General features: G+C 58.3%; 9 protein-coding genes. 6 read left to right on the forward strand and 3 right to left on the reverse strand.

The features are described 5' to 3' along the window. The first annotated feature begins 1 nt into the window (after position 1). The 6 genes from C7534_RS23525 to C7534_RS23550 all read left to right on the forward strand — a co-directional run bounded on the left by C7534_RS23525 (position 2) and on the right by C7534_RS23550 (position 12147). Positions 2–364, forward strand: a complete 363-nt coding sequence (locus C7534_RS23525) for a GPW/gp25 family protein (protein ID WP_046027217.1) — start codon at positions 2–4, stop codon at positions 362–364. Further along, on the forward strand, positions 361–2778 hold the full coding sequence (locus C7534_RS23530; protein ID WP_109787198.1) for a putative baseplate assembly protein: 2418 nt from the start codon (positions 361–363) through the stop codon (positions 2776–2778). Before C7534_RS23525 ends, C7534_RS23530 begins: the two co-directional genes overlap by 4 nt. Continuing rightward, complete coding sequence (locus tag C7534_RS23535) at positions 2775–5897, forward strand: putative baseplate assembly protein (RefSeq protein WP_109787199.1); 3123 nt, start codon at positions 2775–2777, stop codon at positions 5895–5897. Before C7534_RS23530 ends, C7534_RS23535 begins: the two co-directional genes overlap by 4 nt. After that, positions 5894–8035, forward strand: coding sequence for a hypothetical protein (locus tag C7534_RS23540; protein ID WP_109787200.1), 2142 nt, complete (start codon positions 5894–5896; stop codon positions 8033–8035). Before C7534_RS23535 ends, C7534_RS23540 begins: the two co-directional genes overlap by 4 nt. 32 nt (positions 8036–8067) lie before the next feature. Beyond that, positions 8068–11151 carry an Ig-like domain-containing protein gene (locus C7534_RS23545; RefSeq protein WP_109787201.1) on the forward strand — a complete coding sequence of 1028 codons (3084 nt, stop codon included), beginning with the start codon at positions 8068–8070 and terminating at the stop codon, positions 11149–11151. Between the two features lie 330 nt (positions 11152–11481). Next, positions 11482–12147 (forward strand): dTMP kinase, encoded by a 666-nt coding sequence (locus C7534_RS23550; RefSeq protein ID WP_109787202.1) that lies wholly within the window; start codon positions 11482–11484, stop codon positions 12145–12147. A 1092-nt stretch (positions 12148–13239) separates the two neighbouring features. Here C7534_RS23550 and C7534_RS32375 read toward each other — a convergent pair. Genes C7534_RS32375 through C7534_RS23560 form a run of 3 tightly spaced genes read right to left on the reverse strand, consistent with a single transcriptional unit; the run spans position 13240 to position 15569 of the window. Then, complete coding sequence (locus C7534_RS32375; protein ID WP_146206185.1) at positions 13240–13791, reverse strand: hypothetical protein; 552 nt, start codon at positions 13789–13791, stop codon at positions 13240–13242. Beyond that, positions 13784–14767 (reverse strand): hypothetical protein, encoded by a 984-nt coding sequence (locus tag C7534_RS32380; RefSeq protein WP_158283934.1) that lies wholly within the window; start codon positions 14765–14767, stop codon positions 13784–13786. The genes C7534_RS32375 and C7534_RS32380 overlap by 8 nt, the downstream gene beginning before the upstream one ends. Next, positions 14730–15569: a hypothetical protein gene (locus tag C7534_RS23560; protein WP_146206187.1), complete on the reverse strand. Its 840-nt coding sequence runs from the start codon at positions 15567–15569 to the stop codon at positions 14730–14732. The genes C7534_RS32380 and C7534_RS23560 overlap by 38 nt, the downstream gene beginning before the upstream one ends. Positions 15570–15575 lie beyond the last annotated feature (6 nt).

A 15575-nucleotide genomic window follows, 5' to 3' on the forward strand; every position in this document is an offset into this window, starting at 1 on the left:
TATGGCTTTGGACTTTCCCTTCAGCATCGACTCGCGCGGGCGCAGCGCCGAAGTGTTCGCCGATCTGCAGGTGCGGGACATGATCGAACAGGTGCTGTTCACCGTGCCGGGCGAGCGGGTGAACCGTCCGGACTTCGGCTGCGGCTTATTGCAATTGGTGTTCGCGCCCAACAGCGATGCCCTCGCTGCCGCCGTGCAGATGACCGTGCAAGGTTCGCTGCAACAATGGTTGGGGGAGCTGATCGAGGTCGAGGCGGTGACCGTCGAGAACCTCGACGCGCGCCTCGACGTGACGGTGCAGTACGTCATGCGCCGGGATCGCCAGAGGCAACTGGCGACCTTCAGCCGAGGGATTGCACCATGAAACGCCAGTTTTTGTCTGACAACCGCCATCGTCTGCAATTGCTGCGTGACCTCGATCCACCGAGCCTGAACGGCATCGACTACCTGGAAGTGGCGCCCCTGAATCAGCGCAAGCTCAGTGTGGTGTTCGTCAATCCGTTGGCTGGCATCACCGCCGCCCATTGCCGGATCGAGGGCGGGGTGCGCATCACGTGTGTACAAATCGAGAGCCTGAATATCAACGGCAATCAGCTCGACATTACGGTGGACCGGGCCGGTGATTTCTCCTGGTACCGTTTCGTGTTGATCAACCCCACGGCGCCCGAAGACCCACCGCCGGGCTTCGACCCTTGCCTGTCGAGTATCCGATTCAGTTTCAAGGCACAGTGCCGTTCCGAGTTCGATTGTGCCGACGACCAACCCTGCCCGCCGCAGGTACCGGCCGAGCCGCTGCTGGATTACCTGGCCAAGGATTACGGGAGCTTTCGCCGGTTGATGCTGGACCGCATGGGGCAGCTGATTCCTGGCTTTCACGAGCGCAACCCGGCGGATTTTTCCGTGGCCCTGGTGGAAATGCTGGCGCATATCGGCGATCAGCTCAGCTATTACCAGGATGCAGTCGCCACCGAAGCGTATCTGGGCACTGCCCGACGCCGCGTCTCCCTGCGCCGGCATGCGCGGCTACTGGATTACCCGATACACGACGGCTGCAACAGTCGGGTCTTCGTCAGTCTGAGCGTCTCGCCCCAAGCTGACGGTCGAGTGTTGGCCGCCGGTACGCCGCTGTTGACCCGCACCGGCGAGCCCGGGACTGTCTTGAAAGAATCCGCGCTGCAAACCTTGCCTGACGGCAGCACCCAAGTCTTCGAAACGATGCACGCGTTGCCGTTGCAGTCCGCACATAACCGCATTGATATCCATCATTGGGGCGAGCCGGATTTCTGTCTGGGCAAAGGCGCGCAAGAGGCCGCGCTGATCGACGTCCCGCCGCTGAGCTTGCAGGCCGGCATGCTGCTGATCTTCGAAGAAGTCCTGAGCCCCGGCACCGGCCGTGCACCGGATGCCGACCGCACCCACCGGCATGCAGTACGCTTGACCGAGGTCAAGCCGGGGCACGACCTGCTGACCGACACGCCGTTGCAGCTGATCAGTTGGCACGCCGAGGACGCGCTACCGTTCCCGTTGTGCATCAGCGCGCGTATCCAACAGTCCGGTATCAGCAAGACGGTCAGGGTCGCTCAGGTCTGCGGCAATGTGGTATTGGCCGACCACGGGCTGACTCGCGCCGATGAGTCGCTGCTGCCGGACGTTGTACCGACTGCCGGCCAATACCGGCCGCGCCTGCGCGAGCCCGGCATCGTCTATGCCCAGGCCTATGAACATGACCCGACGCGCTCCGCCAGCAGCACCTTGTATCAGGATCCCCGGCAAGCCCGTCCGTCCGGCATGCAACTGCGCGAAGACGACCCCGATCAGTTTGGCGACCAACCCAAGCCCGGTGCCAGCCCTTGGTTGCCACGCCGGGATCTGCTCGGCAGTGACCGCTTCGCACAGGAATTCGTGGTGGAGACCGAAGCCGATGGCAGCGCCCACCTGCGCTTTGGCGACAACCGCTTCGGCATGCAACCGCAACCCCTCAGCCGGCTGTTGGCCAGCTATCGCCAAGGCGGTGGCAGCATCGGGAATGTCGGCGCCGAGAGCATCACCCAGATGGTCTGTGAAGACCCTCTGATCAAGGACTTCATCCAAACGCTGCGCAATCCGTTGTCGGCAAGCGGCGGCGCAGAGCCGCAAAGCGCTGACGCGATCAAGCTGTTTGCACCCCAGGCTTTCCGCACCCAGGAACGGGCGGTCACCGAGGCCGATTACGCGCGGGCCGCCGAGCGTCATCCGCAAGTACAACGGGCCGCTGCGAGGCTTCGCTGGACCGGCAGCTGGTACACGATGTTCGTCAGCCTCGACCGCAAGGGCGGCCAGCCACTGGATAAGCCGTTTCGTGAAGAAATGCTGCGCCACCTGGAACGCTACCGGTTGGCCGGTTATGACCTGGAACTGCGTGATCCGATCTATGCCCCGCTGGATATTCAGCTGAACGTCTGCGTATTGCCGGGCCACTTTGCCGCGACGGTCAAGCTTGGCCTGCTCAAGCGCCTGAGCAGTGGCGCAGACGGGCTGGGACAACTCGGCTTCTTTCATCCCGATCACTTCAGTTTTGGCCAGGGCCTGGCGCTTTCCACCCTGATGGAGGCGGCGCATTCGGTAACCGGCGTGGCCTCGCTTCAGGTCGAGGTGTTCCAGCGCTGGGGCAAAACCCCTAATCAGGAAATAGCGCAGGGCTTGATCGGTGCCGCGTTACTGGAAGTGTTGCGCCTGGATAACGATCCCAATTTCCCCGAAAACGGCCGACTGCTGCTGAACATGCAAGGTGGCTTATGAGTAATGGCGAACACTGCGGCTGCTGCGCCGGGATCAAGGTGCTGACGCCGGTCGACGAATTGAACCCGCCAGGGCAGACGACGTTGCACTATCGGGTCGGCACCCATGGGCGTTTTCGCGAGAGTCAGCTGGCGCGCCTTTCCAGCCAGACGGCGCTGCTCGGGCTGAGCACTCGCGATGCCGATGATCCGGCGCTGGCATTGCTCGATGCCTGGGCTGGTGTCCTCGATGTGCTGAGTTTCTATCAAGAGCGCATTGTCAACGAGGGCTTCCTGCGTACCGCCACGGAGCGGCGTTCGATATTGGAGCTGGGGCGTTCCATCGGCTACGAGCTGCGCCCTGGCGTGGCCGCCTCGACGTTTCTGGCATTTTCTCTGGAGACCGCGCCGGGCGCGCCGTTAACCGCGCGGATCGACGCCGGCAACAAGAGCCAGAGCATTCCAGAGCAGGATGAACAGGCCCAGGTTTTCGAAACGCTGGAGCCGTTGTACGCGCGCGCTGCCTGGAATGCCTTGGCCCTGCAGAGCCAGGAAGAGGTGCCGCCGTACTGGGGCGCTCGCACTCTGTATCTGAAAGGGCAGAACACGCACTTGCAAGCCGGCGACGCACTGTTGATCGTCGGCGATGAACGCCTGAAAAATCCCGGCAGCGAAAACTGGGACCTGCGCTGCGTCGTTCGCCTGCAAGTGATTTCGCCGGTGGAGCCGAGCGCCGACCCACTGGCCGGCTACACGGTGGTCACGCTCGACCGGCCGCTGGGTGAGGTGATGCCCCACGTCCAGCCGGCCAAGGCCAATCCACGCTGTTTTGCCCTGCGGACCAAGGCTGCGCTGTTCGGCCAGGCGGCGCCGGACTGGCGGGCGATGCCGCGCAGCCTGCGGGCAAGCTACCTGGGCCTGGACGATGATAATCAGGCGAAGATCAGCCTGCACGGCCAGTGGCCGGGCTTCACCCTGGCCGATGTTTCCGATCCGCCGACCCGCCAGGCCACCGGCAGCGGCCTGTATGGCGAGTATTTCGAAGGCATCGACTTCAAGACGCGCAAGCTCAGCCGTACCGACGCCACCGTTGATTTCGACTGGGGCAGCGCCAGCCCCGATCCGCAGCTGACCGCCGATACCTTCTCGGTGCGCTGGAGCGGCTGGCTGCAAATACCCGAAAGCGGCAATTACAGCTTCTTCGTCAAAGCCGACGATGGCGTGCGGCTGTGGATTGGCGGCCAGTTACTGGTCAATCAATGGCAAGACCAAGGCGCGACCGAATACGGCGAGAGCCTGTTCGAGCTCCAGGCCGGACAAAAACTCGACCTGCGCCTGGAGTACTACGAGAACGGTGGCGCTGCCTTGATTCAATTGCGCTGGCAGGGCCCTGGCATCGCCAAACAAATCATTCCCCAAAGTCGTCTATACCCACGAGACGTACACAGCGTGCATCTGGATGCCAGCTATCCGCGACTGGTCACGGGCAGTTGGCTGGTGCTGACGCTGCCCGATTATCAGGAGCTGTATCAAATCCTCGACAGCCGCGAGGATGCCCGCGCCGCCTTCACCCTGAGCAGCAAGACCACGCGCCTGAGCCTGCGTGGCGAACAACTGCGCGAGCTGTTCAACGAGCGTCTGCGCGAGACCACGGCCTATGGGGAATCCATCGAGCTGCCGTGGGCGACCCGGCCCAGGTCCGGGCTGCTCAGCGGTCATGTGCTGACGCTGGATGATCTGCAACCGGAGCTGGAGGCGGGGCGCTGGCTGTCGATCAGCGGCCACACCTTGCCGGACGTGACGCAAAATGCGCCGGCGCGTCAGCGACTGTTGGCCAATGACCCGTTGGTGGCGGTGGAAATCGCCAGGGACGGCCGGCTCGCCAGCCTGTCCTTCACCGATGGCGCGCGCCATGAAGTAGTGCTTGGCTTCGCCAGCGAAGTGGCGCGCCTGCAACGCAATGACAGCAGCGGGCCGCGTTCGCGCCTGGAACTTGAGAGCGATCTGCAACATGCCTATCTGCCGTTGAGTGTGCGGATCAACGCCAATGTGGCGCCGGCCAGTCACGGCGACAGCAAGCAGATGCAGATACAGCCGGAAATCCTTGGCAGTGGCGACGCCAGCCAGGCCTTCCAGCGCTTCCTGCTGCTGCAGAAACCGTTGACCTACATTTCCTCACCCACCCCTTCGGGCATCCAGAGCACGCTGCAGGTACGCGTCGAAGGTGTGCGCTGGTCCGAGGCGCCACACTTGGGTGAGCTCGGCGCGCAAGACCGTGCCTATCTGCTGCGCCGGGGCGATGATGGCCGGGTCACCGTGCAGTTCGGTGACGGCGTGCACGGCAGTCGCCTGCCCACGGGACAGATGAATGTGCAGGCGTACTATCGCGTCGGCATTGGTGCGGCCGGCAACCTCAACAGTGGGCGGATCAGCCTGCTGCTGTCCCGTCCGTTGGGGGTCAAGGATGTGATCAACCCGGTACCCGCGGCGGGTGGGGTCGATCCGGAAGACCGCGACAGTGCCCGGCAGAACGCACCGCTGAGCGTACGGACCCTGGATCGCATCGTCTCGCTTCGGGATTTCGAAGACTTCGCCGCGGCCTTCGCCGGCGTCGGCAAGGCCCAAGCGGTGTGGTTGTGGGATGGCGAGCAGCGGTTGGTCCACCTCACGGTCAGCGGGGTAGAAGGTGTCAGCATCGATCCCGGATCGGCGCTCTATCGCAACCTGGCCGCGGCCATTGACGCGGTGCGCCCGGCTCATCAGCCGCTCAAGCTTGCACCCGGGGTGGTGCTGCGTTTTGGTGTGGAAGCCAAGGTTCGGGTTAACCCGGACTATCAAAGCGCAACAGTCCTCAGTGCAGTGCGCAGCGCCTTGGGGCAGGCCTTCGGGTTTGCCGCGCGTTACTACGGGCAACCCGTCAGTGGCAGCGAAGTACTGGCGGTGATACAGCGGGTGCCGGGAGTGGAGCGGGTGGATCTGGATAGCTTGCGGCTCTACGACGGCCTGTCCAGCAGCAGTGTGGCTGGGCCGGATGGCCGACTGCGCGCCCGCGGTGCCCGGTGGCAGAGTCAGCAAATATTGGCGGCACAACTGCTGTTGCTGGACCCGTCCGCCGTTACCTTGACGGAGCTTAGCCTATGAGCATTGACGCCGAATTCCTGATGGCGCGGCTGCCGGCCTTCTACCGCGAGCGCGATGCCGAAATGGGTGGGCCGCTGCGGGCATTGCTGGAAGTTATCGCCGAGCAGGGCGCGGTGCTGGAAGAGGACATCACCCGGCTCTACGACAACTGGTTTATCGAAACCTGTGACGACTGGTTGGTCCCCTATATCGGCGATCTGCTGGGCGTGCGCGGTCTGTATCCGGTCAGCGGCACCCAGGCGTTCGGCCTGCGCGCGTATGTGGCCAACAGCCTGCGCTTGCGACGGCGCAAGGGCACGCTGCCGGTGCTGGAACAGCTGGCATTCGATACCACCGGCTGGCGTGCGCGGGCGGTGGAGTTTTTCGAGCTACTGGGCACGACCCAATACCTCGAACACTGCCGCCCACAAAATGTGCGCACGCCGAACCTGCGTGATGCCACACAATTGGAGCGGGTCGACGGCCCCTTCGACCGCGCCGCCCATACCGTCGAGGTGCGTTCGCTCCCGGCCGGGCGCTACAACATTGCCAATGTTGGTCTCTATCTCTGGCGGTTGCAGGCCTACGCACTCCAACGCGCCACCGCCCGAGCCATGACCAGCCTGGCGGGCTTCTACAGTTTCGATGCCCTGGGTCGCGACGTCGCCGAGCCGCTGTTGCGGGGGGAGGGCATGTTGTTCAACCGGCCGCGCACCGAGCAGGAAATCACTCACCTGGCGCAACCGGAAAACGTGCCGGAGCCTCTTTCCCGGCGACTGCTGCACGACGAACTGACGGCGCTACGTCAGGCCCTGACCGATGGTGAGACACCTGACCCTGTGTACTTTCCCCTCGATCGAGAGGAGGAGGGTGGCCCGGTTCTGCGGATCTGGCTGGACGATGTGGAAGTACCGCCGGAGCATCTGCTGGTGTGCAATCTCTCGCCCTTGCCCGGCGTAGTGCCGCAAGAATGGCGGCGTCCACCGGCCAGCGTCACGGTGAAATCGAGCAAGGCCGGTCAGCCGGATAAAACCTTTCCTGGCGTTGCCTACCTGTTTCTGGTGGGTTTCGACCCGGTCCTGGGACGTATCGCCTTGCCCGCCGGCAAGACCGCGAACCGGGTGGAAGTCGCCTACAGCTATGGCTTCCCCGGCGATGTCGGCGCGGGGCCCTACGATCGACGCCCGTTGCGTCGCGACGATGAGCCGTTGCAGGGCCTGCTCGATCCGGCGGATTTCCAGGTACTGCTGCGGGTCCCGGGCGACCACGCGACGCTGGCCGACGCGCTGGCGGCAGTCATTGCCGGGACCCGTACGCTGATCTATCTGCTGGACGACGGGACCCAGGAGCTGACCCCTGATCTCAACCTGCCAGATACCCACCTGGCCATTGAAGCCGCCAACCAGCGGCGGCCGGTACTGATCGGCGACCTGCGTTTACGCGGCAACCTCGACACCCGGCTCAGCCTGTCCGGGCTGCTGCTGGACGGTCAACTGCGTTTGGACGGCGCGCTGGGCGAAGTGAATCTGCGTCATTGCAGCCTGACGCCGAGCAAGGGTGGCATCCGTCACACCGGCACCGGCAGCCAACTCTGGCTGCGGCTGACCCATTGCCTATGCGGGCCGTTGCGGACGAGCAAGGCCATTGCCGGAGTCGAGGGCCGCAACAGCGTGTTCGATAACGGCGATGACTTGGCCTTCGATTTACCGGACACGCGCCTGCAACTCGACCGCTGCAGCGTCTTCGGCGCCAGCGCCGCCGGGGAGCTGGAAGCCAGCAACAGTCTGTTCAGCGCCAAATTGAATATCGCCCGACGCCAGGAAGGCTGCGTGCGTTTCTGCTATGTGCCATCGGGCTCGCAGACGCCACGTCGCTACCGCTGCCTGCCGGACCTGGTGACCCAGGGGTTGCCGACCGCCCAGGCAAAGAGCGAACGGGTGCGGGTGACGCCAGCCTTTACCTCGGTGAGTTTCAGCCATCCGGCATATGCCCAGCTGCGCCTTTCAAGTGCTCAAGAGCTGCGCACCGGCGCCGAGGACGGCGCCGAAATGGGCGTCTGGAATGTGCTGCAACAACCACAACGCGAGGCCAACCTGCATCAGGCCTTGGACGAATACCTGCGCTTCGGCCTGGAGGCCGGGGTGATCTTTGTGAACTGAACGAACGCGCAAAACGGGCAAGGACTACCACTATGAAAGCCGATCTCACCCGCTCGACCGACAAGCCGGACCAGCACTATCGCGCCGTACGCATGCAACAGGGGCGGGTGCAGCTGGATGCGGACTGGAACGAGCAGCAAGACATTCTCAATCGCCGGATCGAGAGTGAAACCGTCGATACCATTGGCCATAGTGGCGGGTCCTTGGCCAACCCCGGGTTTCTGCTGACCGGCAATGGCAAGAACATCGGCATCGGCATCGGCCATTACTACGTCGAAGGCTTGCTCTGCGAAAACGCCAGCCAGGTCCAGGCCACCAGCCAGCCGCACTTGCCGGGCAACGTCTCACCGGTGCTGCCGGCCAATGCCAGTCTGTTGCCATTACCCCCGGCGAATGCGCCGCAGTTGGTCGAGATCAAGGTCTACGACAACAACGGAGCACCCATCGACCCTCCGGACGGGATCTACCTTGGCTATCTCGAAGCCTGGCTGCGGCACATCACGGCGCTGGAAGACCCGCTTATCCGTGAAGTCGCCCTCGGTGGGCCGGACAGCGCGACCCGCGACCAACTGCTGTGGCAGGTCAAGTTGCTGCGTGCCGGTGATATCGGCGCCGACCTGAACTGCCTGAGCGCGCTGGCGGCCTGGACCACCCTGACCACTGCAGTCGATGGCAAGCTCGCGGCCCGCGCCGAACCCAGCACTCCGCCCAAAGATCCCTGCCTGCTGGCGCCGGAAGCAGGCTACCGGCGCCTGGAAAACCTGTTGTATCGCGTCGAGATCCACGACGATGGCAGCGTTTCAGCCGACCAGCGCTACAAATGGTCGCGTGACAACGGCAGCATTGAAACCCGCGTTGTACGTTGGCTGGGCGAGCCGACGGCGGACGAGTTCGAGGTCGCCAGCCTTGGCCGTGATGCCTACCTTGCGATCACCGCCGGCTGCTGGCTGGAATTCTTCGACGATACTTACGAACTGCTTGGCCGGCCGGGGACTCTGGTCCAGGTGCTCAAGACAGAAGGCAATATTGTCACCCTCGATCTGGCCAGCGCCACCGGGTCTCTGGACAAGGCGCTGTACCTGAGCAACCCGCGTGTGCGGCGCTGGGACGGTTGGGCGAAGCTGGTCCCGGCGGCAGCCAATTTGAACAGTGGCTGGGTGGAGCTGGAGGAGGGCGTCGAGATCAAATTCATCCCCGGCAAGTATCGTGTCGGGGATTTCTGGACCATTCCCGCTCGCACCGCTACCGCTGACATCGAGTGGCCGTTGGTGGCCAATAAACCCGCCTTCCAGTCACCGCAAGGGGTATTGCGCTCCTTCACCCGGCTGGCCTTGCTCAACTGCCAGGCCGGGGTCTGGAGCACGCTGTCCGATTGCCGTCAGCTATTTCCGGCGCTGACCGAACTGACCAACCTCTATTACGTTGGTGGCGACGGCCAGGAGGTTATGCCAAACCCTTTGGCGCCACAAAACCTGCCGTTGCCCAGCCCGCTGGAAGTCGCGGTGTTCAATGGCAAGTTCCCGGTTGCCGGGGCCGAGGTCAGCTTCAGCGTCAGTGACGGCACGCTGCCCAATGGCACCGCCAGCCAGATCATCGCCACCGGCGCGGACGGTATCGCCAGCGTGATCTGGAGCCTGGCGCCCGGCGTGCTGAACCAGACCTGCACGGCGCAACTGCTCGAAGCCGGCCAGGTAGCGGCCGGCAAGTACAACGTCCTGCATTTTTCCGCCAGTCTGTCCGTGGCCACACAAGTCGCCTATGACCCGGCGAAGTGCGCCGACATGGCCGCCCAGGGCATTCATACCGTGCAGGATGCGCTCGACGCGCTCTGTCAAAAAAACCACGGCGGTGGCTGCTGCACCAGTGTCGGTGTCGGCGGCGAGTTCGAGAACCTCGACATCGCGCTCAAAGTGTTACTCGAACAGGGTCAACGCGACATCTGCTTGTGCCTGCTACCTGGCGAGCATCACCTGGCCGACAGCATCGACCAGGTCGCGCCGAACGGCACCCATCTGTTCATCCACGGTAGCGGCCCCGCGAGCCGGCTGGTGCTGCGTAATCAAGAGTTCAACTGTTTCGATTTTGCCTCCCTGACGTTTCTGGATTTCGACATCGTCATGCTGGGCGAGAACCAGTGCCTGCGTTTTCAAGGCAATCAGCATTTGCGCTTGCAACGAATGCGCCTGTCGGGGCTGACGGTTCCCGGGATCAGCCTGGTGCAAATCGACGACGCCCAGCGCATTGACCTGAGCGCTTGCCTGATCAACGCCTACTCGTCGAGCGGGACACAGCACGCCCGGGAACTGTTTGATGCCATACCCTTGCTCGCCCCCCTGGAGGCGGCGATGAAATCAGGCAAGGGCGAACTTTTTGCGGCTATCCCAAGCAAGGTGGTCGATGCCTTTGCAGCGTTCAGCGCCGCTCAGCGCAAGGCTTTCGGGCAACAAGTGGATCGCCGTCAGGTAGTCCTCAACACCGATGAAATATTGGCATTGTCAACGCTGCGCAGCGATATCGAACAGGGTGCCAGCCAGCGTCGACTGCTGCTCTCGCTGGACCGTTTACGAACGGAACTGATGCTCAACCACACCGGCTTCGCCCTGGCCCTTGGCGATGCCGAGGCGGATACCTTGCTGGCGGACAACCAGATCAACGGCCGCGTGTCCTTGTACGGCGAGGCCAAGAGCGACGAAGCGCTGGACCTCGATTTTCTGAAAAATCTGGGTGTTGCGTTTAGTCGCGGCCGAGTCCGACTCAAGCCCGGCTATGGCGAATTACGCCTGCGCAATAACCGGCTACAAACGTTGCGCCTGGGCGATGCGATGCTCGACCGCTTGCGGCAACTTGCCGGCTCAGCCGACGGAGGCGAGGTTGAAGGTTGCTATCGCAGTCTGCTGGCGGATTCCAATACATTGGTGGGCACGGAAAACCTGTTGCTGGCGTTGAAACTGTCCCTGAGCCAGAACCAGCTGAGTGTCTTCGGTCACATCGCCGCGTGTATTGCTTCCCAAGGCAAGTACATCGGCAACTTCAGCCTCGAATCCGTCCTGTTCGTGCTGGGTCACAACGCTAACCAACAGTTTGCCAATGCCGGGCTGATTTTCAGCGAAATGTAGCGGGGCGCAGATTCAGAAGGGGATTTGCGTCGATTGAATTAGGCACACTGCAACGACAGATCCGTGAACGTCGAAGAATTGCTTCCGGGTGCCGGGAAGTGGATGGATGCGAGAGAAGCTCCACCAGATACATGATTTAACTTATGGGCGATGACCGGTGTTCATAAGCAACTGTGACTCTTGGTTTTGAGACCCTTGGGTCAGAAACTGGGTTAGAGTGCTCAGCAATGCCTGTTCATAGGGCCTTCCACCCGATTCGGGTAGCCGCGCCAAGCGGTTCCAGCGCACGAGCCGGGCAAAAAAAACCGTATATCAATCGATATTTGAAGAATGAATCGTCCGCTGTTTGTTTCTCTAGATGGGCCCAAGGGAGCCGGAAAAACCACACTTTTGGAGGCCGTTACGAAAGTACTGAGGGCGGACAACAAAAAGGTGATCCGACTTTGCGAGAAAAAAAGCGATCCCTATCGGCGTGAAACAATGACCCTCGTTAACAAGCTCGTCAGAAATCCCACCCGGGATTTGGAGTTGGAGGTTTGTGAGCGCTTTGCAGATAGCCGTACCTGGATTTCCCAGCACGTTCTGTCTAAACAGCCACAAGACAGCATCATCTTGATCGATCGCTGGTACCCGTCTGATGCCGCGTTTCGCCGGCTAGTCCCGTTTGCAGAAATTCTACAGTTGAACATTGATCGAAACGTGCAAGTGCCAGATCTGCATGTCGGGGTTGTCACCAACCCTGAAATTTCATGGGCAAGGGCAGCGGCACGACGTCGTGGACTGAGTAGTACGGTGATCCATAAGCTGGAAGAACATGTCGCTTGTACCCAGGCGTTCGAGCAAGCGATTGCAGATAACGGCTGGGTTTTATGCCGCAATGAAGGAACGATCGAAGACGCAACGATGCAGGTGGTTTTTGAGATTTATAGAGTCCTTCAATGTCCCATAGGCGAAGTTCGCTGCGCCGGTCTTGTCGCCGCAGCGGTAGCCGGCTGATGCTTTGAACTGGGTGCCTGCCATCGAACGCTGAGCCGAAGCTTCCCGAGGCGGGTCATACATGATCAGACGGTTCGAGCGTCGATTGCTGGAGATGAATACCGATGTCAGCATCCGCAATCAACCGGAGCTCGGTAACTAATTGAAAATTAACGCTTTCCGGTTATTTTCTGTAATTAACCGGAAAAAGTAACGAATATTTCGCGTTTTTTCCGGTTAATTACACATCAGGTTGGGCCTCATGCCCCACGCCTAGGTCTCGCTCTTATTCGAAGTAGGCACCGTTCCCCCTTGCGCCGTGACAGCAAACTTGCGCTTGAGCACATGCGGCGCCACCAGCGCTTTGACGCCGGAGTTTGTACTTGTGCCGCCGCCGCTGATTACTGGCAACACCCGCCTCGCGCATCTAGCCGCAAGCCATATGCCGCCCGACACGATGTCCCTTGCCTTGCAGCTCCTTGGCCAAGGTGCACGAGCCGGCAGAGGCTCTGGATTCCTTGTGATGTTCGATCAGCACGGCTTTGAGTTTCTCCCGCTCAGGCTTCACCTTGCCCTGGCGCTGGTGCCTGGCTTTAAAGCTGCTGCGGTTCGCTTTTATTGAAGATGAATCCGACGCGGAATATCTGTTTCGCCCATGAGTCACCCAAAGCTTTCTCAGGTGCCAGACCTATGGCTACATTGTTCAGAAACGATGAACAGACCTTCACCGCACAAGCTGTCCTCTCACCCCTTCGATAGCGTCAATGCTCAAACGCAGTTCAATGCAATTCATTCTAATGTCGACGAAAGATCGGCTCTATTCCAAGAGATGGCGATGGGAGCGCTTGAAGACGATAGAAAAAACCATTCTAGGAACCGTGTTCGCAGTTAACGCTTCGCAGCATACTTCGCACAGATAGTGGTCGCTCCAGGCGTTTTGCGTGATTTGTTAAAAGCCGTACCTGAGGTTGGTACTGTTGTCGGCGCTGGTCCGAGGAGCCAAGCTGCTGCGGAAGGCTGGAGTGGGGAACTTAATACTTTAACCACTATTGATCCGGCGCTCTCTTGAAGATAGATTCATCGCAGCGGATGGCCTTTTGGCATTAAAGTTAGCTAAATGTTTCTTGAGTGGGCGTTGTTGGTCTCAACAAATTTCCGGCCGTAGTCTTCGGGCTTAACATCTGCGGCAATAAGACAGCTATTTCGCTTCATTTGGTCGTGAACTAATTGCAATGCTAGTTGTGGTGTGAAAAGCCAGACTCTTAACAGTGGGCTAAGATATTCTGATGGTATATCAAGTATTGCGTCTAAAAACTCATCCGAACCCACCTTCAATATCATGTTTAAATATTTGATTGATTTCGCAGTGCGAAGATATGATTCTCGCGCGCGTGAAATAAAAGGGGATGTTTTAAAAAACGGATTGTAGCTGTACGGATTTATCATCCATTTTTTTATATCTTTGATGTTCTCTGGTATTTGTAGCTTAAGTAAATTTAACGGTGGGTATGACGGCTTTTGATTTGATAGTATATAGCCAATTATTTGATTGTTTGAGGTTGCATATATCATATATAGCCCAGAGCAAGAGCTACCATAACCATCAGTGACTACTAAGCCGATATCGATATAGAGAAAATCAATTTTCCTATATGTACTAATCATTTCCAAAGCCTTTCAAAAAGTCCAGATAGCTTCGACTGGGAAATACCGAGCACAATTTTGCAAGGCGACGTCGTATCGCGGGAGACTCATCTGAAGGAAAGATCTTGCTAAATCTGCCTATATCATAAGCCGTGCACGAGTAAAGCGAACTGTGTTCGTTTGATATTGATTCAAAGGCGCGAGCGTCTAATTGAGAAAATGCTCCGATGACATAACCTGTTAATATCAATGCACACATGCGTTCAAAAGAAGAAGCAGTGTATGCTCCTATGAGCATCAGCGATCGTGCTCCTGAATGTTTTAGGGCACCCCGCTGCGGAGTAGGTTTCGAATATAGAAAACAGGCAAGCCCCCTATATTCTCCAGCACACAAAAATAACTCCATAACAAAACGGTAAGCAGCCATAATTTCCAGCGCACTATTATCTGTAGAGTTTTCCAAACGATAAATATGGCGCTGTATTTTCAGAGCAAGCAATACGAGTTTTTTGAGACTTAGACTATCAAGAGTACATTTGTGAGTGGCAATGTACTTGTCCGGAAACGCCCTTATACTATTGCGTTGCTTATATGGTAATGGACTTAATAGACACTGATGCACGGAGCAAATAGGATGCGCAGTGTATCTCCAGCGTTTTAGAAATACATAGCATCCCTTTTCCTTTAAAGATTCCATTAGGCAGGCTGTACAAGCGTTTTGCCAATCTGAAAACGGGATCACCCATGTAGTTCTAGGACGGAAAAGATTAAGTAGTATTTGCTGATCGACCTTAATCGTGTCATTCACCGAGGTTGATACTAGGGTATCCACAGAGAAATCAGGGTCAAGGATTGGAAAGCAATCTATATTTGAGTAAAACATAGAATTTATTTTTGTTGATGAAAATAAGCGTGGAGATAATTTAAGCTCACATCTCCTGATCCAGGATGTAAAAGACTCATCGTTGACTGGATTTAACAGCGAATAAAATGGCATTTTGTCCGACCATATTTTTTAGTGATAGATATTCAGTGACATCCGAGTTCGCGAATGATGGGGAAAGTAGCTCCGCCACGGCGTACTCCCGAACCAAATTCAATAGATTTCCGGTGTTTCCATCGCACAGCTTATAAAGTTGATCTCTGCCAACGCTCAGATTCACCGTGATCTTGAATTTAGTTTGAAGATTGTATTGGAGTTCGCCAATGTATAGCGAAAATTCCTGGTCATCGTTCCATTCGTCTATACGATGGATTGTAGCTGACTCTTCATTCGCAAAGCGTTTGGCGTAGGCGGTATCGTGAGTTGATAATATTACATCCACGCAAACAGTATGGAGGGCAATGCTAAGCCACGCCTCAACTGCTTGTTGCTTGTCTGCCGATTTATAAAGATTCTCTGAGAAATCTTCAAAAATAATACAATCAATTTCCGCGAGCTCAATTAGATCAATCACTGGAGGAGGGATATAGCTTGTTTTTATCTTTAGATCAGATTCATCGAAATCCAACCCATAATATTGCAATAAAAGTCTCCATGGATTGAACTCTTCATCAAGTGGAGATGGGCGCAAAACTATTACGTTTTTTAAGTTGCGTTGCAATCGTTTGCGGCACAGTTGAATTGCAGTTGAACGTCCTGAGCCAGTCTTGCCTAAAATAATGTGTAATGATCCTGCTTTATCAGTGCTTAAAAGCGTCGCTACGATAGCATTTGAAATGCTTAACACTTGGGGTGTTGGTACATTAAACCTATTATGAATCCGCGCAATTTTGGCATCGAAATTATGTTTGGTCATTTGTTT

Origin of the sequence: Pseudomonas sp. OV226, assembly GCF_003148705.1 — a bacterium.
Lineage (GTDB): Bacteria > Pseudomonadota > Gammaproteobacteria > Pseudomonadales > Pseudomonadaceae > Aquipseudomonas.